Raw genomic sequence first — 23,756 nt, forward strand, 5'->3', positions numbered from 1 at the left:
GGCCCCCGGGCCCGCAGGTGTCTGAGGTCCGGATACGCGACCTCGCCCGCGACGACCGGGCGGCCCCTTCGGGGGCCGCCCGGTTTCGCCTTCTCCAGGCGAAACCGGCGCGGGCGGCACTGTCGCAACGGGACTACCTGCTGGGCACCTGGCGAGAGCTGGACGTGCCCGACGGTTGGCGGGCCGAGATCATCGATGACAACGGAGTCGTGCTCGTGGCTCCCCCGTCCGACCCCCGCAACCACATCGCGGTCCGGGTGAACCGGATGCCCGGGCAGGTCCCTCCCGACGGCTGGGACGTCTATCAGCCCCTGGGCATCCAGTTGCAGACGGTCGAGCGGCTCTACATGCCTGACCTCGTTGTCCTGCCGGAGGACGTCGTCCTCGACCCGTCACGGACCCCCTGCCCGGCGGATCAGGTCTCTGCCCCGACCAGCGGCCCTCCCGAGGACGCGGGCGGCGGCCCGAGGGTTTTTCAGCCCGCGCCGTGCCAGGCCCGCCACAGGTCGGCGTAGGAGCCGCCGCGGGCCAGCAGCTCGTCGTGGCTGCCCAGCTCGCTGATCCGGCCGTCCTCCACCACCGCGATCCGGTCGGCGTCGTGCGCGGTGTGCAGCCGGTGCGCGATGGCCACCACCGTACGGCCCGACAGCACCCCCGCCAGCGAGCGCTCCAGGTGGCGGGCCGAACGCGGATCCATCAGGGACGTGGCCTCGTCCAGCACCAGCACGTCCGGGTCGGCCAGCACCACGCGGGCCAGGGCGAGCTGCTGCACGTGGGCCGGGTCCAGCGGGGCGTCGCCCGACCCCACCCGCGTGCCCAGCCCGTCCGGCAGCGCGCGCACCCAGGACTCGGCGTCCACGGCGGCCAGGGCCTCCCACAGGCGTTCCTCGTCCACCGCGGCCGCGCCCTCGGGCCGGTCCAACGCCAGCGCCAGGTTCTCGGCGATCGTTCCCCGGAACATGTGACTCTCCTGGCTCAGCAGGATCGCCCGCGCGCGCCGTTCCTCGGGAGGCAGGGCCGACACCGGCGCCCCGCTCACGCGGACACCGCCCGAGGTGGGCGGGTGCACGCCCGCGATCAGCTTGCCCAGGGTCGACTTGCCCGCGCCGCTCGGGCCCACCACGGCCAGGCGTTCGCCGGGCGCCAGCACCAGGTCGACGCCGTGCAGGACCTCCGTGCCGGTGTAGCCGAAGCGCACGTCCTCCACCCGCACCTCGCCGGGGCGGGCGGTCCGGGGCGCGTCCGCCACGGAGGGCAGGGGCGCCTTCCCAGCCGGTTCCCCGGCCAGCTCCACACCCAGCAGCCTGCGCATGCTCGTGAAGCCCATCATCAGGCTGTCCACCTGGTCCAGCAGCTGGTCCAGGGGCCGCCCCATCTGCCTGCTGAGGAAGACCGCGGTGGCGATCCCGCCCAGGCTCAGCGACCCGTCCGCGTACAGCAGGCCCGCCACCAGGAAGGTCAGCGCGATCGGGAGCATGTACCCGAGTTCCAGCGGCGGGTACCAGACGCAGCGCAGCCACAGCGTGTACCGCTCCGCCGCGTAGGCACGGCCCACCTTCTGCTCGTTGAGCGCGATCCGCCGGGCCTGCCGTCCCAGCGACTCGATGGTGTGCGCGCCCTCCACGGTGTCGGTCACGCTCTGGGTCAGTTCCGAGTAGGTGCCCAGCTCGCGCACGTACCCGTCCGGGGCCCTGCGGGCGTACCAGCGCGTGGACACCCACAGCACGGGCAGGGAGGGCAGCCACGCCAGCAACAGGAGCGGGTGCAGGACGGCGAGCGCCGTGGTGACGACCACCAGGGTCACCGAGCTCACCGCCATCACCGGTACCGAGACGCGCACGGTGTGGCTCAGATGGCCGATGTCGCGGCCGGTGCGCGCCACCAGGTCGCCGGTACCCGCCCGTTCCACCACCCCCATCGGGAGCCGGAGCACCGCGCGCACGAACTCCTCGCGCAGCTCGGCCAGCACGCTCTCGCCGAACCGGATCGAGGCCGCCACGGACGCCAGGGTGAACCCGGCGTGCAGCACCAGCGCCACGACGATGAGTCCGGCGAGCACGTCGACGCGCGAGGCCGTCTGGTCCGCGGTTCCGGAGAGGGGCCCGGCTGAGGCCCCGCCCGCGCGCACGGTGTCGATGATCAGGCCCAGGATCCAGGGTGAGGCCAGCGCCATGAGCGCGGCCGTCCCGTACAGGAGCACGACGACGGCGAGCAGGCGTCCGTGCTCGCGCCCGGCGCGGCGCAGCCGCCTCCACACGGCCGCGACCGGTGCGATCGGCAGTCCCGTCGCGCGGTGCTCCGTGGGTGCGGGGACGGGTGCGGCGGGCGTCCCGGATGCCCGGGACGCGGTGGACGCGTCGGATGTTCTGGACGCCGCGGACGCCTCGGGCGGGCCGAGGGTCTCGGCGTCGTCGGCGGCCCGGGTCATGGCTTCCCCTCCGCGGGAACGGCGCGCAGGACGGTGGCGGCGTAGCGGGGGGACTCGGCGAGGAGACCGCGGTGGGTCCCCTCGGCCGTGAGGCGGCCGCCCTCGACGAACTGCACGTGGTCGGTGTGGTCGAGCAGCAGTGGGCTGGTGGTGACCAGGCCGGTCGTGCGCCCCGCCCGCTCGGCGGGCAGCCCGGCGGCGATCGCGGCCTCGGAGTGGGCGTCCACGGCGGAGGCGGGCTCCACCAGGACCAGGATCTCCGGCTCCAGGGCCAGGGCGCGGGCCAGGCGCAGGCGCTGCTGCTGGCCGCCGGAGTACTCGCGGCCGCGCTCGGTGAGCAGCGCGTCCAGCCCGGCGGCGGACTGGCGCACCACGTCGTCGGCGTGCGCGGCGCGCACGACCTCGGCGAGGCGTTCGTCGGAGATCCCCTGGTCCGGGGACAGTTCGCCGCGCAGGGTTCCGGAGAACAGGTGCGCGTCGTTGGTGGCCACCAGGACGCGGCGGCGCACCAGGGACCGGGGCAGGTCGCGCAGGCGCACGGTCCGGCCGGTGTCCGTCTCGACCAGCACGGCGTCCGCGCCCTCCTCGTCCCGGTAGCGCCCCAGGCGTTCGGCGATGGCGGTGGCGTCGGAGGGGTCGGCGCAGACCACGCCGGTGGTGCGGTGCGCGGCGAGGGTCACCCCGCTGCCCGGGTCGTGCAGGTCGCAGGGGCCGGTCGGTTCCGGCTCGGGGCGCTCGGGGTCGGGGTGGTCGTGCTCCAGACGCAGCACGCGCACCACGCGCCCCGCGGCCACCCGGGCCGAGACGAACAGGGACAGGGAGCGCATCAGGTGGCGCACCGTCATGGACAGCGTGCCGGTGTAACCGTAGAAGGCGACGAGCTGGCCGACGGTGATCTCCCCGGTCAGGGTCAGGCGCGCCCCGTACCAGACGATGCCGACCAGGAGCAGGCCCGGGAGGAGCTCGCGCACGGCGTTGAGGGCGGCGTCCACCCAGCCCACGCGCATGGTGGCGGAGCGGACCCGCTGGGAGGCGGTGCGGTAGCGGTGGTCCACGGTGCGCTCGCCGCCCACGCCCCGGAGCACGCGCAGGCCCGCGACCAGGTCGGTGGCCAGGGTGGTGAGCTCGGCCTGCCGGTCGCGCTGGTGCTCCTGGCGACGGGAGAACAGGCTCAGCAGGGGCACCATCCCCGCCATGATGAGCGGGACCGACACCAGGACGATGACGCCGAAGGTGACGTGCGAGGTGAGCATGAAGGCGCTGACCGCGGCCACCGCCAAGAGGGAGGACAGGATCTGCCCCGCCGTCTCGTAGAAGTCTCCGACGCGGTCGATGTCCTCGGTGCCCACGGCCACCACCTCGCCGGAGGGCAGCCGCCGGGTGAGCGTGGGACCCATGCGTACGGAGTGGTTGGTGACCACCTGGATGGTCCGGTAGGCGGACGCGTACCAGTTGAAGCACTCGGCCCGGTGGGCGAGGGGGATGAGGGCGACGGCGGTCGCGACGAGCGCGCTGAGGACGCCGAACCAGCCCAGGAGGGCGCCCGGGTCCCCGCGGGTGACCCCGGAGTCGAGGGCGGCGCCGAGCGCGGCGGAGATGAGTACGCCGTTGACCATGAAGGCGCCTGTGACCGTCCCCGACCACAGCAGTGAGCGGCGCTCCCTCCGGACGAGCCACCACAGGAACCGGTCGGCCGACCGGCGTTCGGGAACGCCCGCGGGCTGGGGAAGTGTGCGCACAGTTCCCGAACTGTAACCAGGGGAACAGGTACGGGCCACTCATTTTCCCGGGCCGGGGAGGGCCCGGGCCCCGGTCAGTCGACGGTGCCCTCGGCGTGGAGGATTTCGATGAGGCGGCGCACCGCCGGGGCGCAGCGCCGGCGGTCGGCGAAGCCGATCCACGCGAGTTCGGCGATCTCGTTGTCCGCCGAGATCTGGCCGTCGTACTCGGCGGTGTGGCACGACAGGCGCACGCGGACGCCCGGGCCCTGGGCGTGGGCGTCCTCGTCGATCACCGCGATCCGGCGGACCGTGTCCGGACGCAGCACCACGCTGACCTCCTCCAGGGCCTCGCGGGCCACCGCGGCCTCGTCGCTCTCCCCGGGCTCGCGCTTGCCGCCGGGCAGGTAGAACAGGTCCACCCCGTCGGTGCGCACGCACAGCAGGCGCCCCTCGTGGACGTGGACCCAGGCGAGGGCGTCGATGACGGCGGGGGAGGAGGGCGGGGTGGGCGACATGTGACCACCCTATGTCAGGACGTGGATGTCACCTTTGGGGAACACAGTCGTTACTCCCCTGGGGGAAAGGGACTCCGCGGGGTAACGTGACTTTTTGGGAGCGCTCCCATGCGCGCAGTAACGGGGAAGCAGGGGAAACCGGGGAACACCACACCGAAGGAAGGCTCATGTCCCGCACACGCATAGCCATCGGAGCAGCAGTGAGCTCCGTCTCGGCCCTGGCCCTGGGAACGGCGCTGCTCAGCACAGCGCCCGCCTCGGCCGCCGAGTCCGAGTTCTACGTCAACCCCAACACGTCGGCGGCCGTCTGGGTCGAGGAGAATCCCGGCGACCCCCGGGCCGACGTCATCCGCGACCGCATCGCCTCGGTCGCCCAGGCCACCTGGTTCACCCAGTACAACCCCGACGAGGTCCGCGACGACGTGGACGCGGTGGTCAGCGCCGCCGACGCCCAGGGCCAGGCCCCCATTCTGGTGGTCTACAACATCCCCGGCCGCGACTGCGGCAACCACAGCGGCGGCGGGGCGCCCAGCCACGACGCCTACCGCGCCTGGGTCGACGAGGTCGCCGCGGGCCTGGAGGGCCGGTCCGCCACCATCGTCCTGGAGCCCGACGCCCTGCCGCTGGTGAGCGGCTGTAGCGATCCGTCCGAGCTCCTGGACTCCATGGCCTACGCGGGCAAGGCGCTCATGGAGGGCTCCTCCGAGGCCAGGGTCTACTTCGACATCGGCAACTCGGCCTGGCTGGACCCGCAGGAGGCCGCCGACCTGCTCAACGGCGCGGACGTCGCGAACAGCGCCCACGGCATCGCCACCAACACCTCCAACTACAACTGGACCCACGACGAGGTCGCCTTCGCCGAGGCCGTCATCGCGGCGACGGGCGTGCCCGGGCTCGGCGCCGTGGTCGACACCAGCCGCAACGGCAACGGCCCCGCGCCCCAGAACGAGTGGTGCGACCCGCCGGGGCGGATGATCGGCCGCCCCAGCACCACCGACACCGGCAACCCGCTGATCGACGCCTTCATCTGGACCAAGCTGCCCGGCGAGGCCGACGGCTGCATCGCGCCCGCGGGGCAGTTCGTGCCCCAGGCCGCCTACGACATGGCGGTGAACGCCCCCGAGTACCCCACCGACCCCGAGGAGCCCACCGACCCGCCCGCGGGCGAGGGCTGCACGGCCGACTACAGGATCGTCAGCGAGTGGGGCAACGGCTTCCAGGCGGCGGTGACGGTCACCGCCGACGACTCCCTCAGCGGCTGGACCGTGACGTGGACCTACGCCGACGGACAGCGGTTCAGCCAGGGCTGGAACGCCGAGTTCGCCAGCAGCGGGTCGCGGGTCACCGCGTCCGACCTCGGCTGGAACGGCACGCTCAGCGCCGGGGGCAGCACCGAGTTCGGGTTCACCGCGACCCACAGCGGTAGCAACAGCGCGCCCGAGGTGACGTGCTCCGCGGCCTGACCGGTCTGACGGGGCGGGACGCGCCGCGTTCCGCCCCGTTCTCCTGGCCGCCTCCGGCCAACAGCGCCGAACCCCGCACCCCGGGACAGGGAAGGCACTAGCATCCCCGGTGGGTGAAGGGCGGACACGGATGACGATCCCACAGGTGGGCGAGCGGACCCTGGTGGAGGACAGCGCCTGCGGCGGTTTCCCCGCGCAGGAGGCTGGTTCCAGGCAGGCCCGCGAACGGGCCTACAACCTCTACAGCGCGGCCGTCGGCGCCTGCCTGAGCAGGACCGGGCTCCGGGAGCGCGCCGCCGAGCTCCTCGCGCAGGAGGCCCGGCTGCCCTTCCTCGGCGACGAGGAGGTCGCCCGGGTCAACCGCGAACTCCCCGGGGTCGTCGCCGAACTGCGGGCCGAGCCGATCCGCGTCCGCGACGGCGCGACCCCCGGGGAGCCGGGCGGGGTCCTGGCCGGGGCGGACCTGGACGCGCTGTTCGACCTCGCGCTCCGCGACCGGCTCACCGGACCGGCCCGCGAGCGGCCCCGGCTCCTGCTCCTCGGCGGCCAGCCCGGCTCGGGCAAGTCCACCCTCCAGCGCCTCATCCTGCCCTTCCTGCCCGAGGGCACCGTCAGCTACGACGGCGACGACCTGCTGCGCCTGGCACCCGACTACGAGTGGGCGATGACCGCGGACGACCGCGCCGCCTCCTCCTCCCTGGCCCGGCAGGTCGGCGGCCTGCACGGGCTCGCCATGGCGCACCTGCGCGCGGGCCGCGTGGACGCGGTGTGCAGCCACCCCCTGGGCCGCGCCGACTGGGCCGCGTCCTGGGTGGAGGGGTTCCGCGACGCCGGTTACCGGGTGGAGGTCGCCTTCGTGGCCACCCACAGTTCCAACAGCGGCTTCGCGATCGCCGACCGCTACGCCCGGGCCCGCGCCGACCAGGGTTTCGGCAGGTGGATGCCCGAACTCCACCACGACCGTTTCTATCTGGGCGTTCCCAACACGGTGGAGTTCCTGGAGACCCACCGGCTGGTGGACTCGCTCTACGTGCTCTCCCGCGACGGCGAGGTGCTCTACGCCAACCACCGGGAGGAGGACGACTGGCGGACCGAGCCGTTCGGACGCGTCGCCCTGGAGGCCGAACGCGGGCGCCGCGAGCTGTGGCACGCGCCCAGGAGCGCCCCGCGCAGCGCCGTCTGAGCGGGTCCGGCGGGTTCAGCCCCGTGCCGCCAGCCTCCGCACGGCCTCCCGGTCCTCCTCGCCGAACCGCTCCTCCAGCTCCTCGGGTGCGGCGTCCAGGTCGATCCGCGACAGGGGCACCCCGCGCGCGGACTCGATCGCGCCGAGACGGCGCAGCGCGCGGTCGCCCGCGTAGCGGACCAGTTCCCCCGGCGGCAGTTCGTAGCGCCGGGTCGCCGGGTCGTCCGAGGGCTCCTCACCGCGTTCCACCGTGGACATCACGTGCGGCAGCAGCTCGTCCAGCCGTTCGCGCACCACGTCCCAGTTGGCGTCGTCGGCCGCGACGTGGCGGCGGCAGGTGAAGGTGCCCCACGCCATGTGGCGCCGCTCGTCGTCGCCGATCCTGCGCACGATCTGGCGCATCCCCGGGAAGACGTCCCGCACCGTGCACACGTGGTTCCAGGCGTAGTACCCGGTCAGCGCCAGCGAGCCCTCGATGACGTGGTTGTAGGTCACCGAGGCGCGCACCTGGTTGCGGGGGCTCGGGTCCTCCAGCAGCGTCTCCAGGGAGCCGGGCAGCTCCTCGTGGAACAGCGTCCGGTAGCCCGGGTTGGCGTCCACGTAGCCGTGCAGGTCCTCGCGGACCCCGAGCGCGTCCAGCCACAGCCGGAACGCCTGGACGTGCTTGGCCTCCTCGAACGCGAACTGGGTCAGGTACATCTCGTCGCCCAGGCGCCCCTCCGCGGCCATCGCGCGGAGGAAGGGCTGGATGTCCTCCGTGACCGCCTCCTCGCCCGCCACGAAGAACGCGCACAGCCGCAGGATCCGCGCCCGGGCCTCCTCACCCAGCTTCTTCCAGTCCTCGGCGTCCCGGCTCAGGTCGATGTCCGCCGGGTTCCAGAACCGGGCGTTGCCCTTGGCGAACAGCCTGAGCGGAAGCGAGTCCCAGTTCAGGCCGCCGCCCCGGAGGGAGTGGAAGCCGGTGCGGTACTCCGCGGGTGAGGGCGCGGGCGTGGCTGGCGCGGACGGGGTGCTGGCGGGAGAGTCGGGCACGGGGGGACCTCCTGGCTGCCGGGGGGAGCTGCTGTGCCCTCATGATTGGACACGGGAGGGGTTCGTGTAAAGAGCGAATGGAATGCGCGGGGTCAAAAACCGAATCCGGCTCGGTGGGTTCCGGGGCGCGGGGCGCGGGGCGCGCGGAGACGGACGGCAGCCGCGGGGAGCCGGGATACGGCCGTGGCCATTGACGGCGCGCCCCCGCCGAAACGGTACGGTCGGGGAGTACCGACCGCACCGAACGATCGGGGAACGACGTGTTCTGTGGTGATCCCGGCACATCCGGCTACACCGCGTGCGCCTCCCAGACCCAGCTCTTCGCGTTGGCCTCCGCCATCCCCGCCCTGCTCGGCATGGCCCTCCTGGTGGCGGCCTTCACCGCGCCGTCCGTGCGGGGCGACCGGCTCCTGCGCACCCGCACCCTGAGCTACTCCCTGGTGGCCTGGGGAATCGCCGCGGGCACCTACGTCATGGGCGGCCTGCCGTCCTTCTGAGCGGCGGGCGCCCCGCGGGCGGCCCCCGGGCGGCCGCGCCCCGCCGGGACGCGGCCGGAGCCGCCCGCCCCGGTCAGATCTCCTCGCCCGACAGCAGGTCGCCGGCGTCGGTGATCCGGTAGGCGTACCCCTGCTCGGCGAGGAAGCGCTGCCGGTGCGCGGCGTAGTCCTGGTCGAGGGTGTCCCGCGCCACCACGGCGTAGAAGCGGGCGGCGCGGCCGTCGGACTTGGGGCGCAGCACCCGGCCGAGCCGCTGCGCCTCCTCCTGCCGTGAGCCGAAGGACCCCGACACCTGCACCGCGACACCGGCCTCGGGCAGGTCGATGGAGAAGTTCGCCACCTTCGACACCACCAGCGTTCTCAGCTCTCCGGAGCGGAAGGCGTCGAAGAGGCGCTCGCGCTCCTTGTTGCGGGTCTCGCCCTTGATCACCGGCGCGCCCAGCGACGCGCCGAGTTCGTCCAGCTGGTCGATGTAGGAGCCGATGACCAGCACCTGATCCTCGGGGTGGCGCTCCACGATCTCCCGGACCACGGAGGTCTTGGTCTCGGAGGAGGCGCAGAACCGGTAGCGGTCCTCCGGCTCGGCGGTCGCGTACGCCAGCCGCTCGGCCTCCGACAGGTCCACCCGCACCTCGACGCAGTCCGCGGGGGCGATCCACCCCTGGTTCTCCATGTCCTTCCACGGGGCGTCGTAGCGCTTGGGGCCGATCAGTGAGAACACGTCGCCCTCGCAGCCGTCCTCGCGCACCAGGGTCGCGGTCAGGCCCAGCCGGCGCCGGGCCTGGAGGTCGGCGGTCATCCGGAAGATCGGCGCGGGCAGCAGGTGCACCTCGTCGTAGACGACCAGGCCCCAGTCGCGGGCGTCGAACAGCTCCAGGTGCGTGTACACGCCCTTCCGCTTGGCCGCCATGACCTGGTAGGTGGCGATGGTGACGGGGCGGATCTCCTTGCGGGTGCCCGAGTACTCGCCGATCTCGTCCTCGGTCAGCGAGGTGCGCCGCAGCAGTTCGGTCTTCCACTGGTGCACCGACACCGTGTTCGTCACCAGGATGAGCGTGGTCGCCCCGGTCATGGCCATCGCCGCCGCGCCGACCACGGTCTTGCCCGCGCCGCACGGCAGGACCACCACGCCGGACCCGCCCGCGTGGAAGCTCTCCGCGGCCTCCTTCTGGTAGCCGCGCAGCTCCCAGCCGTCCTGGTCGAGGTCGATCGGGTGCGCCTCGCCGTCGACGTACCCGGCCAGGTCCTCGGCCGGCCAGCCGATTTTGAGCAGCGCCTGCTTGAGGTTGCCGCGCTCGCTCGGGTGCACGGCGACCGAGTCCTCGCCCAGCCGCTCGCCCAGCATGCCCTTGAGCCTCCTGGCGCGGACGACCTCCTCCAGCACGGCGCGGTCGGAGGACTCCAGGACCAGGCCGTGCCGCGGGTCGCCCACGATCCGCAGCCGCCCGTAGCGGTCCATCGTCTCGGCGATGTCCACCAGCAGCGAGTGCGGTACCGGGAACTTGGAGAACCGGATCAGCGCGTCCACGACCTGCTCGGCGTCGTGCCCGGCGGCACGGGAGTTCCACAGGGCCAGCGGTGTGATCCGGTAGGTGTGCACGTGTTCGGGCGCGCGTTCGAGCTCGGCGAAGGGGGCGATGGCCCGGCGGCACTCGCCGGCGAGCTCGTGGTCGACCTCCAGCAGGAGCGTCTTGTCGGACTGGACGATCAGGCAGGACAACACGGACCTTCAATCTCGCGGGGCGGGGGCGGCCACAGATGCAACGCATCCGGACCCCCGATCATGCCCGCGGGACCCGTGCCCGTACCCTCGCGGGCCGTCCTGGACCCGGGACGGCGGTCGTGACGCCCCGGCGACAGCCGGGAGGGCGGGGAGGGGGAGCTGCCGGAGGCGGCGGGTCACATGCCGGAGACGACGGCGATCACGATGAAGGTGAGGAAGAGGACCAGCAGAGCCAGGATCACGCCGTTGGAGATCCAGGCGACGCGGGTGTAGCGCTGGTACCTGTCGGGATCGGACTTCTCCGAGATCGCGAGGGCGGAGAAGACCGTGCCGACGATGCCCAGGAAACCGCAGCAGGTCAGCACCAGGACGAGGGACACCACCAGGGCGGCGATCGCGCCGGACGCGCTCCTCTGTTCCCGGTAGGGGCCGCCCGGGTACCCGCCGCCCGGGTAGGGGCCGCCCGGATGGGGCTGTCCGGGGCCGTAGCCGCTCCCGGGGGCTCCGTAGCCGCCGTACGGGTCGTACCCGCCGGTCGGGTCCTCGTACGCGTCGTTGCCGCCGGGGCCGTGGCCCGGGGGAGGGCCGCTGTGCCGCCAGTTGTCGTTCACGCTCGTGCTTCTCCGCGGATCGTGGTGCACGGCACCGGGGGTGGGGGCGAGGACCGGCGCGGGGGAGGGCCGGTCAGTAGGTGAACAGGAGCATCATCATGGCCAGGACGGCGACCGGGATGAGGAACAGGACGAACAGGGCGAAGTACGAGAAGTTGCAGGCCCAGGTGTACCGAATGTACCGCTCCACCCGTTCGGGGTCGGAAAGCCCGCGCAGCGTCGAGATGCCGAACCAGACCCCGGGCACGTTCACCGCCAGGAGGAAGAACCAGAAGCCCAGGTACATCATCAGTATCGACCCCGCCGCACTGAGGACGGCCACCACCAGCGCGGCCACGGCGCCGCCCACACGGGCGGGAGGGGCCGCAGGGGGAACCGCACCGGGGGGGAGCGCCGGGTCGGGGGGCGCCGTCAGCAGGGAGGCGCTCCCCGGGACGGGACCGGTGGCGTGTCCTCCCGGGCCTCCCGGCCCGGGCACGCCCGACGCGCCGCCCGGTCCGGACGCACCCGAGGGTCCGGGCGTCCGGAACGCCGCCGGGGGCGCAGGGCGTCCCGGTCCGCCTCCGGGCGGGGACCCCGGTGTGAAGCCGTGCTTCCTCTCCCAGAAGGCCTTCGGACCGCCTCCGCCGTTCATCACCGCTCGTCCCCCTTCCCCTGTTTTCCGGACCCGCCTCGTTCCGCTCCCACGGCCGTTCCCGCTCCCGCTGGTGATCCCCGTGCTCCGTGTGGACGCGGTGCCCCGCGGCCCCGTCCGCCAAACACGGCTCAGTAGTTGGTGACCGGGACGATCCCCTGGATCCAGGAGCCCGCCTGGGTGAACATCACCAGCGTCAGCACCAGCATCACGAAGAGCATCACCCCGGCCGCTCCCAGGCAGTACCAGGAGTAGCGCGTGAGCGTCTCGGCCTGGACCGCGCGCCCCCGGTCGCGGGCGTGGGCGGCGCGTACCGCGAACACGATCCCGGCGATACCGAACAGCCAGTTCATGCAGCACAGGAAGGTCAGGGCGTGCAGGATCAGCGCCATCGTCGAACTGCTGGCCCCGATCGCGCTCCGTCGCGCGTCGGGTCCGTCGCGCTCGTCATCCCGGTCGTCGCGGCGGTCGCTCCCGGCCCCGCGCTCCCCGCCGCGCTCGGGGGCGCGGGCCCTCCGGCGCTCGCGGTCGTCGTCGCGTCCGTGTTCACGGGGGGACGATGCCCCGGGGGGCAGCGATGCGTTGCTCATGGGGGTTCTCTCGCTGTCGGTGGGTCGACCAACTCGGTTCCAGACTAGCCCGCCGCCTCCGGGCCGATCGTGAGGAACCCGGGTGCGTCCTACCGCGGCTCCGGTTGCCCCTGCCGCTCCGTGTCCTCCCGCGGCTCCGGGTCCAGTTCGGCCACGGCGGTCACCCGGTGCACGGCGAACCGGTGCACCGCCGCCCGGGTCGCGTCGTAGGCGGTCAGGAAGCCCCCGTCCACACCCGACGGCTCCACGATCCGGCTCACCTGGCGACCGTCCGTGTCGGTGTAGCCGATCCACACCCTCCGGCCGTCCCGGGCGGCTCCCGCGAGCACCTCCAGCACCGCAGCCGACCGTGACCCCGGCGGGCCGTTCTCGGGCAGCGGGACCGGTGTGCGCGCCGCCGTGGCGGCCTCGTCCCCGGCGCGTACGGCGCGTACCGCCGCGGCCGCCAGCTCCCGCGACGTCCCCGACCCGCCCGGGGCGGGGGGCACGTCCGCGGCGTCGGCCCGGCGTACCTCGGGGCGGCTCAGCCGCATCGACCCGTCCCCGCCCTCGGGCACCGGGTGGTACCCCAGCTGCCGCAGCCGCTCCACCAACGCCGCACGGGTCGACCGGCTCGCCACCACGGTCGGCGCCAGCCTCAGCAGTCCCAGGTCGTCGGTCCGCCGGTCGCTGACCAGCTCCTCCAGCAGCGCGGGCTCGTCGCAGCGCAGGTAGCTCGACGCCGAACCGGCCCGCAGCCGTCCGTGCCGCCGACCCACGTCCGAGACCAGGTACCGCAGTGCCTGGGGGAGCGGGGTGCGCGAGTGGCGTTCGAGCAGGGTGGTGATGTCGGCGACGCCCCGCCCGGCGTCCAGGGCCCGCCGTACCGACCCCTCCGTGAACCGGTACACCGTGGCCCCGCCGGTGGACTCCACGTCGGCGACCAGGGCCAGCTCGCGGGCCAACCCGGACACCAGTGGGCCCGGCGCGACGGCCGTCAGGTCGCCCTGCACCAGCACGTAGTCGAGCGGCTCGGGCAGCTCCCCGCCCAGGACGCGCGCGGCCCCGTCCTCGTCGCCGTCCAGCAGCGGACGGACGTGGTCGGCCAGCGCACCGCGCCCGGTCAGGCCGAGCGCGGCCGCCTCGGCCGCCGCCGCCCGCACCAGCTCGGCGTAGACCGGCGACTGGCGGCGCGGGCGCCGCCAGGACAGCCGCGCCGACAGCGAGTCCGGCAGCGGAGCCAGACCTGGTGCCGCGGTGCCCAGCTCCGTGAGCAGGTCGCGGCGGGCCTGCGGCGCGGCCGGACGGACCAGGCCCGGACCGAGCGCGTTGCGCATCCGCCCGCCCGAGTCGCGCGATCCGCTCAGCGACGCCACGCGGTCCGACTCCAGCCAGGCGGAGGCCAGCCGCAGCCACCGGTGCGCGGGCGCGCGCTCCCGCCACAGGTCGTACTCGCGGGTGGGCAGCCACTCGCCCTCGACCCGGTCGTCGGCGCCGAGCAGCCCGGCGGCGTGCGCGACCTCCACGAACAGGGCGGCGGTGGCGTCGTCGGTCTCCATCGCCTGGGCGGCGCGGCGCAGGTCGCGTACGCCCAGACCGCCGTTGCGCAGCACCGCGGCCGGGTCCTCGGACCAGTGCTCCAGGAGTTCCTCGACGGCCCGCAGCACCGTGAAGGCCTGCCCGGCGGCCGCCCGGGTCACGGCGTCGGCGGGGTGCGCGGTCCCCTCGAAGGGCGGCGGCGCGGTGGTGACCTCACGGAACAGCAGGCCCGAACGCAGGTGCAGCCCCACCTCGCGGGGCAGGGTGAGGGTGTCGTCGCCGCTCGGCAGCAGAAGGGCGCGGGCGATCAGCTCGTCGACCGGAGAGGCGGCGGTGTCCAGGGCGACCTCGCGGCGGGCTCCGGAGACGGTTCCGTGCGGCGGCCCCCACGCCATGCTGTCCAGCAGCCGCCGGGCCTGGGCGCTGATCGGTCCGGTCCGGTCGTCGCCGGGAGCCGGTGCGTCGGCCTGGATCCGTGGGGCGTGCGGGCTCTCCGTGCCCCGTGAGCTCCCCGGGCCTCCTGCGCTCCCCGGGCTCCCCGCGTTCTCTGGGGCTCCCGCGCCCGCGGGGCCCTCCGCGTGCCCGTGACCCTCTCCGTCGACCAGGACCGCGACCCGCTTCGGGTCGGACAGGAGAGCGGCGACCGCCTCGACGGGGGTGTCCTCGGTGCCGTCCGGCGCGAGGTCGTCGGCGAGCCTCCTGACGGCGCCGTGCGGCAGCGCGGCGAGCAGCACGCGCGCGGGCGGGCCGAGCCGGGCGGGCTGGGGGAGCAGGTCGCGCAGCACCTGGACGGGGCGCAGCCGCCCCCGGTCGGGCCAGACCAGGGCCAGGCGCAGCAGGGTGTCCAGGGCCGCGCCGACCGGTCCGTCCGCGGTGTCGCGGCCGTCCACCGGCCCGAGCGCGTCGGCCAGGTCGGCGGCGGGCACCCCCACAGGCTCGGACATCCGGTCGTCACCGAGTGCGACCACCGACTCCAGCACCTGGAGCGTGAACCGGTCCAGCCGTTCCAGGACCCGCAGAACGGTGTTGCGGGTGGTGGCCCGTGAGGCGAGCGCGCCGATGTCGGCCGGGACGGGCTGGGCCAGGTCCGGGCGGGCCCGCAGCAGGGCGACGAGTGCGTCGTCCGACCTGCCGCGCAGCCAGGAGGTGAACGTGGGGGGACGGCCCGACGCGGGGGCCGTGCGGCCCCCCGTGCCCGGTTCGCGCCCGTCGGGCGGTGCGTTGTCGCTCATCGGTTCAACGCTAAGCGATCAGGGCCCCGGTGTTCGCGTCCGTCCCCTGTGGCTTCCGCGACTGCCTACGGCACACCGCAGCAGACCGTATCCGAAGGAAAATAGCTGACCGAAACTGAGAAGTAGGGCTTAAAAGCCAGGTCATCCTGAGCCAATATGGGGGCATGACCCAGCGCTCGGAACAACTGGTACTCGATTATCTGTCCGAGGTCGGCCTGGAGCTGTACGGTCGCATGACCGCGCAGGAACGCACCGCCTACCTCGCCGGAGTGCGCGCGCGCATCAACGCCCGCCGCGCCGCCGCGGGACACGACGTGGACACCGTCCGGGGGATCCTCAGGGGGCTCGGCACGCCCCGGGACCTGGTGGAGCGGGACCTCGACGGCCGTGACCTCGACGTCGAGGACGACGAGCTGATCCCCTCCAGACCGCGCCACGCCGACCGGCCGCCGCCGCCCTGGCGGGGCGGCCCCAACCGCGGGCTCAGGTCCCTTCTGGAGGGGCCCGGTCAGACGGAGATGCGTATCCGGGGCCGCCGCGCGGACCGCGGAGACCCGTCCGGCCGGAGCGGTGGGAGCGCGGGCGCGGACCAGCCCGGCCAGGGGGCCCGGACCGACCGCGGCGGCCCGGTGGGGGTGGTGCGCCGCCACCCGCCCGAGGCCGCGGCCCTGTTCCTGCTGCTGCTGGCCGCGCCCTGGTGGTGGGACCTGGCCTTCCTGTGGGTCCTGGGAGCGGCACTGATCCTGCTCAGCCAGGTGTGGTCCGCCCGGGACAAGTGGGTCGGCGTGGGCCTGCCCCTGCTCTCCTGCGCGCTCGGCATGGCCCTGTGGAGCGGCGAGGCCGAGTTCGTCGACGAGTACGTCCAGGAGTCCCTGACCGCCACCGGGGTCATCGGCCTCGGCGTGGCCTCCCTGGTGTGCGTGGTCTACCTCTACTCCCGGCTGCCGCGCTCGGCGCCGCCCGGGCGGGGGGCCGCGGCGCGCTGAGGCCGTGCGCGCGAAGCGCCGCGCCGTGTCGGGGTGTGCGCGGTGTCGTCCCAGTTCACCGGCCCGGTACCGCTGGTCATTGCTTGGCAAACGCTGGGGAATAACCTTTTCCGGTCGGCCCGTTACCGCGCGTCCGAACACACGGATTCGGGTAGTCATGTCGGTACACCGCCTCTTTCGCTGGGCGGTCGCGTCAGTACCGGTGACCAGGCCTCCAGTCCGGTCGCCACAGCAGCCGAGGCGGCCCGTGTCTCCGCCGAGTCCCGTCCCACACTCCGCACCCAGCGGTGAGGGGCCGCCGTCGGCGCCGCGAGGCCCGGATGATCCGCATCCGGGCCTCCTCGTCGTGTCCCAGGGCCCGCGCTGTGCCCCGGAAGCCCCGCCCCGCCGGGCGTGGGCGGGGACCGGCGGCTGTTTATACCCTCGCGCCGGTGAGCCCGCGGGCACTACTTTGGAGACACCCGTGGAAAAACCAGGGGCGTCCCGGCGACGTGCGGACGGCGCGGATCCCACCGCACCCGCCCGCGTCCCGTCTCCGGCACGCCCGCCAGTGAAAGCATGAGGTCCCCAGGTGCCCACCGGCAAGGTCAAGTGGTACGACGGCGACAAGGGTTTCGGTTTCCTCACCCGCGACGACGGCGGTGAGGTCTTCGTGCACTCCTCCTCCCTCCCTCCGGGCACCACGTCGCTGCGCCCTGGCCAGAAGGTCGAGTTCGGCGTGGCCGAGGGCCGCAAGGGCGCCCAGGCGCTCCAGGTCAAGCTCCTGGAGGACCAGCACTCGGTCGCCAGGGCGCGGCGCAAGAAGCCGGACGAGATGGTGGTGATCACCGAGGACCTCATCAAGCTGCTGGAGGGCCTGTCCAACGGCTACCGCAGGGGACGGCACCCCGAACGCCGTGATGCGGCCAGGATCGCCTCCGTGCTGCGCGTGGTCGCCGACGACCTGGAGGCCTGAGCGGCCGCCGTGTCCCCGGGGGCGGCGGGAGACGACGCGCCCGGGTGACGGGGCCGGCGGGATTCGGTCCGGCCCGGCGGGTTCGGTCTGCTTTGGTTTGCCTCGGTCCGGTTCGGTGTCCCCGGTTCCCGGGTGGTCAGAGGTCCGGGACCGCGTCCGGAGGATGTATCGGGCGAACCTTGACCCTCGTTATGGTCAAATCGGTGCTCGCGATCAGTGAGAATGGGGGCGTGAGCCCTACTCGACGTTCTCCTGTACCGGACAAGGCATGTATCGAGGCGGTGGAGCTGGCTCGCTCGGTGGCCGCCGAGGTCGGGCGACCCGAGTGGGTGGGTGAGCACCTCGCCCCCCAGGTCGAGGACACCCGCCTGGTCACTCACCTCTTCACCTGCCTGGACCCCGCCTACCCGGGGTGGAACTACGCCGTCACCGTGGTCCGCGCCTCGCGCGCCAGACAGGTCACGGTGAACGAGGTCGTTCTGCTGCCCGGCGACGGCGCCCTCGCCCCGCCCGAGTGGGTGCCCTGGAAGGAGCGGCTGCGCCCCGGCGACCTCGGTGTGGGCGACCTGCTGCCCGCCGAGGAGGACGACGAGCGCCTCGTCCCCGGCTACGCCCAGGTGCCCGACAGCGAGCTGGACGCCGAGGGCGAGGACCGGCAGGTGATGTGGGAGCTGGGCCTGGGACGACGCCAGGTGCTCTCGGAGATCGGACGCGAACAGGCCGCGGAGCGCTGGTACAACGGCGAGGGCGGCCCGCGCAGCCCGATCGCGACGGCCGCGCCCGCCCGCTGCCTCACCTGCGGTTTCATGACGCCGCTCGCCGGTGAGCTGCGCCAGATGTTCGGTGTGTGCACCAACGAGTACGCCCCCGACGACGGCCGCGTGGTCTCGATGGACCACGGCTGCGGCGCCCACTCCGAGGTGCGCCGACCCGAGTCGCGCAACGATCCGGTCAAGCCGGTCGTCGACGAGATGGGCTACGACCACATCGTCTTCGACGACACCGCCGAGCTGGAACTGGTCTCCTCGGACTCTTGACGCCGACGTGCACCAGCGCTGTCTGACGACGACGTGCACCGGCGCCGTCCGGGTGCGTGCCGTGTCCCTGGTCTGTCCGGGCGCACCGTCTCTTCCCGCCGCTGTGCCGCCGCGCCGCACGGTCCGGCCCCGGCCCTCCGCTCCGGTGGGCTAGGGTCGGTTTACCGCATCCGCTCCCGCCCCGGGTGCACCGTGCCGGGCCGTGCCCGCAGCGCAGGAGGAAACCGCCATGGCCGAGCCGCTGACCGCTTCGGTGGCCGATCCCTACAACACCGCCGAACTGCGCCGACGCGTCCTCGCGGCGTGGGCCGACGCCCCCGCGCGCTTCCGTGAGGACGCCAACGCGGAGGAGGACTTCGCGCTCGGCGGCTACCGCGACCGGGTCGTGGTCGAGTTGGCCCAGAACGCCGCCGACGCCGCCCGCCGCGCGGGCGTCCCGGGACGGCTGCGCCTGGCGCTGACCGGCCGCCGGCTGACCGCCGCCAACACCGGCGCACCCCTGACCGCCGAGGGAGTGGAGTCGCTGGCCACGCTGCGGGCCTCCACCAAACGCGGTGAACAGGGCTCCGCAGGACGCTTCGGCGTGGGCTTCTCCGCAGTGGCGGCGCTCAGCGACGACGTCACCGTCGACTCCGGCGGCTCGGCCGTCCGCTTCAGCGCCGAGGCCGCCCGCGCCGCGGTCGCGGCCCTGCTGGGCGACGACGGCGTCCACGGCGGGCTCGCGGAGGAGGTGGAGCACCGTTCCGGGCACGTGCCCATGCTGCGCCTGCCCTTCCCCGCCGAAACCGTTGGCCGGGAGGCCCCCGGTGCCGAAGGGGCGGCCGGGTCCTCCGCCTCGCGTGAGGGCGCCGAGGGCTACGACACCGTCGTCACCCTCCTTCTCCGCGACGACCACGCGCGCGACCGGGTACGCGAACTCCTGGACCGGACAGGCGAGGCGCTCCTGCTCGCCCTGCCCGGCCTGGTCGAGGTACGCGTGGACGTCGAGGGCGCCGAGCGCGTCCTCACCCGCGAGGAGGCCACCGGAACGGCCGACCTGGTCACCGCGCACCTGGACGGCGACGGCACCCGGGCCACCCTCTGGCGGACCGTGGAGCGCTCGGGCGCCTTCGACCCCGCCCTGCTCGCCGACCGCCCCACCGAGGAACGGGACCGCACGTCGTGGTCGCTGACGTGGGCGGTCCCCGTGGACGAGGACGGCGCGGTCGCCGCCCTGCCCGCCGACGTCGAGCCCGTGGTCCACGCGCCCACGCCCACCGACACCGAACTCGACCTGCCCGCCGTCCTCATCGGCACCTTCCCGCTGGGCAGCGACCGGCGCGCGGTCCAACCCGGGGCCGCCACCGACCTGCTGCTCATGGAGGCCGCCGAGGCCTACTGCGCCCTGTTGCGTCGCTTCGACCCCCGGGCGGCGCTCGACCTGGTGCCCGGAACCCGTGTGGGCGGCGGCGCCGTCGACGCCGTCTTCCGCGCCCGCGTGGCCGAGCCCCTCCAGGACGCCCCGTTCCTGGTGACGGCGGCCGGTGCGCCCGTCGCCCCGCGCGACGCCGTACTCCTCGACACAGGGGGGCCGGGCGGAACCGACGGCCTCGCCGCCGACCTCGTCTCCGTCCTGTCCGAACTCGTCCCCCGGCTGCTGCCCGGGAGCTGGAGTTCGCGCCACCCCGCGCTGGCCGCCCTGCGCGTCCACCGCCTCGGGCTGGCCGACGTCGCCGACCTGCTCGCCGACACCGACCGGCCCCCGCGCTGGTGGGCCTCGCTCTACGCCGCCCTGGACCGGGCGGGTAGGGGCGGCGCCGACCTGGACGAGCTCGGCGCCCTGCCCGTCCCGCTGGCCGACGGAAGGCTCGTGCGCGGGCCCCGTTCGCTGCTGGTGCCCTCGGAGGACTGGTCGGCGACGGCGGGCGGCGCGCGGAACGACGAGCGGGACGGCTGGGACGCACGGGAGGGCCGGAGCGAACGCGGGCCCCTGGACGCCCTGGCCGCCCTGGGCGTGCGCGTCGTGCACCCCGAGGCCGTCCACCCCCTCCTCAACCGTCTGGGCGCGGTGGAGGCCAGCGCCGCGACCGTGCTGCGCGACGGGCGCACCGAGGCCGCCGTCCGCGCCTCCCTGGACGCCGACGACCCCGACCCCGTGGCCGAGGCCGTGCTGGACCTGGTCTCCGCGTCGGGGATCGGCGTCGCCGACGTGCCCTGGCTCTCCGAGCTGGCCCTGCGCGACGACGAGGACGGCTACTCGGTCGCCGCGGAGCTCCTCGTGCCCGGCGCGCCCCTGGCCGACCTCCTCGTGGACGACGCCCCCTTCGGCACCGTGCACCCGGACCTGGTCGAACGGCACGGGGCCGAGGTCCTGCGCGCGGTCGGCGCGCTGTGGGAGCTGACCGCGGTCCGCGCCGAGGAGGTCGCGCTGGGCGAGGACCTGGCCTCCGTCTTCGACGGCGCGGCGGGGGAGGAGGGCCCGGACGGCCTGGAGGACTGGGCCGACGAGGTCCTCGAACGCGTGGGCGACCCGGAACTGCCGCCGGTCGTCCCCGAGCTGGTGTGCGTCGCCGACCTCGACTACGTGGCCGACGAGCAGTGGCCCCGCGCCCTGGCCATGCTCGCCGAGGGACCGCTGCGCGAGGCGGTGACCTCCCCCGCCCGCGTGCTGCTGCCCGACGGCCGCGTGGCGGACGTGCCCTCCTACACCGCCTGGTGGCTGCGTACGCGGGCCCTGCTGGGCGGGAGCTCCCCGGCCGGGCTGCGGCTCGGGGACGCCGACCCCGCCCTGGTGGGTCTGTACGACGAGGTGAGCGCCGACGTCGACCCGGAGTTCGCCCGCGCGCTGGGCGTGCGCACCACCCTGGACGACGTGCTGGCGGATCCGGACGGCGCGGACGACCTGCTCACCCGGCTGGCCGACCCCCAGCGTCACGTGGACCGCGCCTCGCTGCGCAGGGTGTGGGCCGCCCTGGCCGGGGTGGACACCGACCTGGTCACCCCGCCGTCCCGCGTACGCGCGGTGCGGGGCGGGTCGATCGTGGTGGCCGACGCCGAGGACGCGGTCGTGGTGGACTCGCCGGACCTGCTGCCGCTGCTGGAGGAGCAGGAGAGGGCCCTGGTGCTCGCCCCGGCCGAGACGGCCGAGGCCGTGGCGGACGTACTGGACCTGGACCTGGCCAGCGAGGTCGTGACCGGAAGGGTCGGATCGGCGGGGCAGATGCGCCAGGTCCCGGACGAGGCGGACCTCTTCCTCGACCCGGCGGGGGAGCCCGACCGCACCTACCTGCACCACCAGACGCTCACGGTGGACGGGGTGGAGGTGGAGTGGTACGTGGCGGACGGTTCGGCGCACGCCTCGACCAGTGACGGGCTGGCCCGGGCGCTGTGCTGGCGCGCGGGGCAGTGGTCGAGGAGGCACGTGCTGGCCGACGCGCTGCGGGAGCCGGGGTCGGCGGCGAGGCTGCTGGCCGAGGCCGACCTGGACGACTGAGACCGTCGCCGACGCCCACAGGGCCGTCCGGGGGCGGCGGACGCCCCTTCGGCCCGGGGGCGGTCCGGCCGGCCCCGGTTCGCAGGCCCGGTCGGCCTCCGGGCCCGGGGCCGACGACGAAGGACGCGGCTCCGGCCCCGGGAGCGAGCAGTGGAGCCCTTCCGCGCCCGGCAGGGCGCGGCGGCCCGCGGTCAGGCCGGAACGCTCGTCAGGTCCGCGTCCTCGTCCTGGGCCCCGTCCCAGGCGAGCACCTCCAGCTCGTCGCCCACGGCCAGCGATCCCGGTCGGGTGACGGCGAACTTGGCGCCGAAGGCCACCCCGCCCCGGGCCCTGCGGTAGTCCGCCAGGGTGCGCAGCGGCTCGGGCCCGGCCTTGGCGCCCCGGGACTGGTCGACCGTCGTGGCCACGCAGCGGATGCACACCTTGGCGTAGCCCAGCTCCGCGGTGCCCAGGCGCAGGGCGCGGACGCGGTCCTCGGTGTGCGGCTCGGCCCAGCCCGACACGACGATGTTGGGACGGAAACGGTTCATCGGCACGGGTTCGGCGCCCCGGGCGAGGATGCGCTCGCTGAGCAGGTCGAGGGAGGCCCGCGACACCATCAGCACCGCGGTGCTGTCCGCGAACGCGCTGGTGCCCGGGGTCATCCCGTCCACGCGGCGGTCGTGGTCGTCGGGAACCCGCACCAGGCGGCTGGGTGCGCCGAGTACCTCCGACAGCCAGTCCGCGGCCTCGCGGCCCTGGTCCACGCCGACGAACGGCTGCCGGTGCATGGTCACGTCCAGGCGCGGGCCCCCGGGGTCGACCTCGACCTCCAGGGGCGCGAACCCGTCCGCGCCCGGCTCCGTGCCCGACGCCGGACCCCACCCCAGGCTCAGGCGCGTGCCGTCCGCGGTGACCCCCGCGCGGATGAGCGCCATGCGGGGGTCGTTGCGCTGGCTGCGGAAACCCCCGGCGTCGTCGACCACCATGAACGCGCGGTCGTGCGGGAGGCCGGTCGGCGCCATCTCGGCGGAGGGCACGGAGGTGCCCGCGCACCCCTTGACCGGGTAGTGGACGAGTTCCTCGATTCGGGCCATGGGCAGACGCTATCGCATCAAGGCTGGCTTATATAGCTCGCTGCTTATACAGTGGGGTCATGCACGCCTTCGATGTCCTCGGGGACCCCGTTCGGCGCCGCCTGCTGGAGCTGCTCAACGAGGGCGAGCACTCCTCGGGCGAGCTGACCGAGGTCGTACGAGCCGAGTTCGGCATCTCCCAGCCCGCCGTCTCCCAGCACCTGCGCGTGCTCCGGGAGAACGGCTTCGCCACCGTGCGCCGGGAGGGCACCCGCAGGCTCTACGCGGTCGACCCCTCGCCGCTGCGCGACGTGGACGCCTGGCTGCGGCGCTTCGCCGCCCGCTGGGAGCCCCACCTGATGGCGCTGGAGACCGAACTGGCCCGGGGAAGGCGCGAACGCCGGGAGTCCGCCGACGAGGGGCGGGACCGATGAGCAGGGGGAGCACACCATGGACGTCCGGAAGCAGATCGACGCGGTCGGCCGCACGGTCGAACTCAACGGCGCCGGAGCCGACGCCGCCGTCACGCTGACCCAGGACTACGACGCGCCGATCGGAGACCTGTGGGACGCCTGTACCAGCGCCGAACGCCTTCCCCGGTGGTTCATGCCGGTCACGGGCGACCTGCGCGAGGGCGGCGCCTACCAGCTGGAGGGCAACGCCGGGGGCCGGGTGCTCTCGTGCGACCCGCCGAACTCCTTCCGCCTGACGTGGGAGTACGGCGGGGAGAGCAGCGAGGTGGAGGTCGGGCTGACCGCGCTGTCGGAGGAGCGGACCCGCTTCGCGCTGACCCACTTCGCGCCGGTCAACGACTTCTGGGCCCAGTACGGTCCCGGCGCCACCGGTATCGGCTGGGAGCTGGGGCTCCTCGGTCTGGGCCTGCACCTGGCCTCGGGGGCCGACGTGCCGTCGGAGACGGCGGGCTGGGACAGGACGGAGGAGGCGCGCTGGTTCATGGAGCTGAGCGGACGCCTGTGGGGTGAGGCGCACGCCGCCGCGGGCGCCGACCCGGAGGAGGCCCGGGCCTCGGCGGAGCGGACCGTGGCCTTCTTCACCGCCGAGCCCGAGGACTGAGCCCGCCGGGGCCGCCCGCACGGGCGGCCC

At 74.3% G+C, this 23,756-nt stretch carries 20 protein-coding genes; 10 read left to right on the forward strand and 10 right to left on the reverse strand.

What is annotated here, in order from left to right; translation table 11 throughout:
• Window positions 1-17: 17 nt before the first annotated feature.
• Window positions 18-515 (forward strand): hypothetical protein, encoded by a 498-nt coding sequence (locus tag HGB44_RS31710; protein ID WP_231972347.1) that lies wholly within the window; start codon window positions 18-20, stop codon window positions 513-515.
• Here HGB44_RS31710 and HGB44_RS01795 read toward each other — a convergent pair.
• The 3 genes from HGB44_RS01795 to HGB44_RS01805 form a co-directional block, all read right to left on the reverse strand.
• Window positions 476-2,428: an ABC transporter ATP-binding protein gene (locus HGB44_RS01795; protein ID WP_061079458.1), complete on the reverse strand. Its 1,953-nt coding sequence runs from the start codon at window positions 2,426-2,428 to the stop codon at window positions 476-478. The two genes, HGB44_RS31710 and HGB44_RS01795, sit on opposite strands and share 40 nt — an antisense overlap.
• Complete coding sequence (locus HGB44_RS01800; RefSeq protein ID WP_061079457.1) at window positions 2,425-4,167, reverse strand: ABC transporter transmembrane domain-containing protein; 1,743 nt, start codon at window positions 4,165-4,167, stop codon at window positions 2,425-2,427. The genes HGB44_RS01795 and HGB44_RS01800 overlap by 4 nt, the downstream gene beginning before the upstream one ends.
• A 74-nt stretch (window positions 4,168-4,241) precedes the next feature.
• A complete protein-coding gene (locus HGB44_RS01805; protein ID WP_061079456.1) occupies window positions 4,242-4,664 on the reverse strand; it encodes an NUDIX hydrolase in 423 nt (140 codons plus the stop codon).
• A gap of 167 nt (window positions 4,665-4,831) precedes the next feature.
• Here HGB44_RS01805 and HGB44_RS01810 point away from each other — a divergent pair, with 167 nt between their 5' ends.
• Together HGB44_RS01810 and HGB44_RS01815 are read left to right on the forward strand one after the other, a co-directional pair.
• The gene (locus tag HGB44_RS01810) at window positions 4,832-6,127 is read left to right on the forward strand and encodes a glycoside hydrolase family 6 protein (protein ID WP_061079455.1); all 1,296 of its coding nucleotides are present in this window, start codon (window positions 4,832-4,834) and stop codon (window positions 6,125-6,127) included.
• A 130-nt stretch (window positions 6,128-6,257) separates the two neighbouring features.
• The gene (locus HGB44_RS01815; protein ID WP_061079454.1) at window positions 6,258-7,310 is read left to right on the forward strand and encodes a zeta toxin family protein; all 1,053 of its coding nucleotides are present in this window, start codon (window positions 6,258-6,260) and stop codon (window positions 7,308-7,310) included.
• Window positions 7,311-7,325: 15 nt separating this feature from the next.
• Here the strand turns inward: HGB44_RS01815 and HGB44_RS01820 are convergent, their stop codons facing one another.
• Window positions 7,326-8,342 carry a R2-like ligand-binding oxidase gene (locus tag HGB44_RS01820; RefSeq protein ID WP_061079453.1) on the reverse strand — a complete coding sequence of 339 codons (1,017 nt, stop codon included), beginning with the start codon at window positions 8,340-8,342 and terminating at the stop codon, window positions 7,326-7,328.
• Window positions 8,343-8,602: 260 nt separating this feature from the next.
• Between HGB44_RS01820 and HGB44_RS01825 the strand changes: the two genes are divergently transcribed.
• On the forward strand, window positions 8,603-8,839 hold the full coding sequence (locus tag HGB44_RS01825) for a hypothetical protein (protein ID WP_017563581.1): 237 nt from the start codon (window positions 8,603-8,605) through the stop codon (window positions 8,837-8,839).
• A gap of 73 nt (window positions 8,840-8,912) precedes the next feature.
• Here the strand turns inward: HGB44_RS01825 and HGB44_RS01830 are convergent, their stop codons facing one another.
• The 5 genes from HGB44_RS01830 to HGB44_RS01850 all read right to left on the reverse strand — a co-directional run bounded on the left by HGB44_RS01830 (window position 8,913) and on the right by HGB44_RS01850 (window position 15,147).
• Window positions 8,913-10,559 (reverse strand): DNA repair helicase XPB, encoded by a 1,647-nt coding sequence (locus HGB44_RS01830; RefSeq protein WP_061079452.1) that lies wholly within the window; start codon window positions 10,557-10,559, stop codon window positions 8,913-8,915.
• 179 nt (window positions 10,560-10,738) lie between these two features.
• Window positions 10,739-11,173: a hypothetical protein gene (locus HGB44_RS01835; RefSeq protein ID WP_061079451.1), complete on the reverse strand. Its 435-nt coding sequence runs from the start codon at window positions 11,171-11,173 to the stop codon at window positions 10,739-10,741.
• A 73-nt stretch (window positions 11,174-11,246) separates the two neighbouring features.
• Entirely contained in the window at window positions 11,247-11,522 is a 276-nt protein-coding gene (locus tag HGB44_RS01840; RefSeq protein ID WP_082768251.1) for a hypothetical protein, read from the reverse strand.
• A gap of 416 nt (window positions 11,523-11,938) precedes the next feature.
• Window positions 11,939-12,397, reverse strand: coding sequence for a CD225/dispanin family protein (locus HGB44_RS01845; protein ID WP_061079450.1), 459 nt, complete (start codon window positions 12,395-12,397; stop codon window positions 11,939-11,941).
• An 89-nt stretch (window positions 12,398-12,486) separates the two neighbouring features.
• Window positions 12,487-15,147: a helicase-associated domain-containing protein gene (locus HGB44_RS01850; RefSeq protein WP_061079449.1), complete on the reverse strand. Its 2,661-nt coding sequence runs from the start codon at window positions 15,145-15,147 to the stop codon at window positions 12,487-12,489.
• A gap of 164 nt (window positions 15,148-15,311) precedes the next feature.
• Between HGB44_RS01850 and HGB44_RS01855 the strand changes: the two genes are divergently transcribed.
• The 4 genes from HGB44_RS01855 to HGB44_RS01870 all read left to right on the forward strand — a co-directional run bounded on the left by HGB44_RS01855 (window position 15,312) and on the right by HGB44_RS01870 (window position 21,597).
• A complete protein-coding gene (locus HGB44_RS01855) occupies window positions 15,312-16,133 on the forward strand; it encodes a hypothetical protein (RefSeq protein ID WP_061079448.1) in 822 nt (273 codons plus the stop codon).
• A gap of 571 nt (window positions 16,134-16,704) precedes the next feature.
• Window positions 16,705-17,088, forward strand: a complete 384-nt coding sequence (locus HGB44_RS01860; protein WP_061079447.1) for a cold-shock protein — start codon at window positions 16,705-16,707, stop codon at window positions 17,086-17,088.
• Between the two features lie 281 nt (window positions 17,089-17,369).
• Complete coding sequence (locus tag HGB44_RS01865) at window positions 17,370-18,125, forward strand: DUF3027 domain-containing protein (RefSeq protein ID WP_061079446.1); 756 nt, start codon at window positions 17,370-17,372, stop codon at window positions 18,123-18,125.
• Between the two features lie 229 nt (window positions 18,126-18,354).
• Window positions 18,355-21,597 (forward strand): sacsin N-terminal ATP-binding-like domain-containing protein, encoded by a 3,243-nt coding sequence (locus tag HGB44_RS01870; RefSeq protein WP_061079445.1) that lies wholly within the window; start codon window positions 18,355-18,357, stop codon window positions 21,595-21,597.
• A 191-nt stretch (window positions 21,598-21,788) separates the two neighbouring features.
• On the opposite strand, the gene HGB44_RS01875 is transcribed toward HGB44_RS01870, so the two are convergent.
• Window positions 21,789-22,673 carry an MOSC domain-containing protein gene (locus tag HGB44_RS01875; protein ID WP_061079444.1) on the reverse strand — a complete coding sequence of 295 codons (885 nt, stop codon included), beginning with the start codon at window positions 22,671-22,673 and terminating at the stop codon, window positions 21,789-21,791.
• Window positions 22,674-22,732: 59 nt separating this feature from the next.
• On the opposite strand from HGB44_RS01875, the gene HGB44_RS01880 reads away from it, so the two are divergent.
• Window positions 22,733-23,086 carry an ArsR/SmtB family transcription factor gene (locus HGB44_RS01880; protein WP_061079443.1) on the forward strand — a complete coding sequence of 118 codons (354 nt, stop codon included), beginning with the start codon at window positions 22,733-22,735 and terminating at the stop codon, window positions 23,084-23,086.
• Between the two features lie 16 nt (window positions 23,087-23,102).
• Complete coding sequence (locus tag HGB44_RS01885; RefSeq protein ID WP_061079442.1) at window positions 23,103-23,726, forward strand: SRPBCC domain-containing protein; 624 nt, start codon at window positions 23,103-23,105, stop codon at window positions 23,724-23,726.
• Window positions 23,727-23,756 lie beyond the last annotated feature (30 nt).

It is taken from the genome of Nocardiopsis alborubida, assembly GCF_012396365.1.
GTDB classification, from domain to species: domain Bacteria; phylum Actinomycetota; class Actinomycetes; order Streptosporangiales; family Streptosporangiaceae; genus Nocardiopsis; species Nocardiopsis alborubida.

Bases quoted from the DNA above. Each gene is read 5' to 3' on its own strand.
- HGB44_RS01795 (WP_061079458.1), bottom strand. From the start codon at position 2,428: ATGACCCGGGCCGCCGACGACGCCGAGACCCTCGGCCCGCCCGAGGCG.
- HGB44_RS01805 (WP_061079456.1), bottom strand. From the start codon at position 4,664: ATGTCGCCCACCCCGCCCTCCTCCCCCGCCGTCATCGACGCCCTCGCC.
- HGB44_RS01810 (WP_061079455.1), top strand. From the start codon at position 4,832: ATGTCCCGCACACGCATAGCCATCGGAGCAGCAGTGAGCTCCGTCTCG.
- HGB44_RS01815 (WP_061079454.1), top strand. From the start codon at position 6,258: ATGACGATCCCACAGGTGGGCGAGCGGACCCTGGTGGAGGACAGCGCC.
- HGB44_RS01845 (WP_061079450.1), bottom strand. From the start codon at position 12,397: ATGAGCAACGCATCGCTGCCCCCCGGGGCATCGTCCCCCCGTGAACAC.
- HGB44_RS01850 (WP_061079449.1), bottom strand. From the start codon at position 15,147: ATGAGCGACAACGCACCGCCCGACGGGCGCGAACCGGGCACGGGGGGC.
- HGB44_RS01855 (WP_061079448.1), top strand. From the start codon at position 15,312: ATGACCCAGCGCTCGGAACAACTGGTACTCGATTATCTGTCCGAGGTC.
- HGB44_RS01870 (WP_061079445.1), top strand. From the start codon at position 18,355: ATGGCCGAGCCGCTGACCGCTTCGGTGGCCGATCCCTACAACACCGCC.
- HGB44_RS01875 (WP_061079444.1), bottom strand. From the start codon at position 22,673: ATGGCCCGAATCGAGGAACTCGTCCACTACCCGGTCAAGGGGTGCGCG.
- HGB44_RS01880 (WP_061079443.1), top strand. From the start codon at position 22,733: ATGCACGCCTTCGATGTCCTCGGGGACCCCGTTCGGCGCCGCCTGCTG.
- HGB44_RS01885 (WP_061079442.1), top strand. From the start codon at position 23,103: ATGGACGTCCGGAAGCAGATCGACGCGGTCGGCCGCACGGTCGAACTC.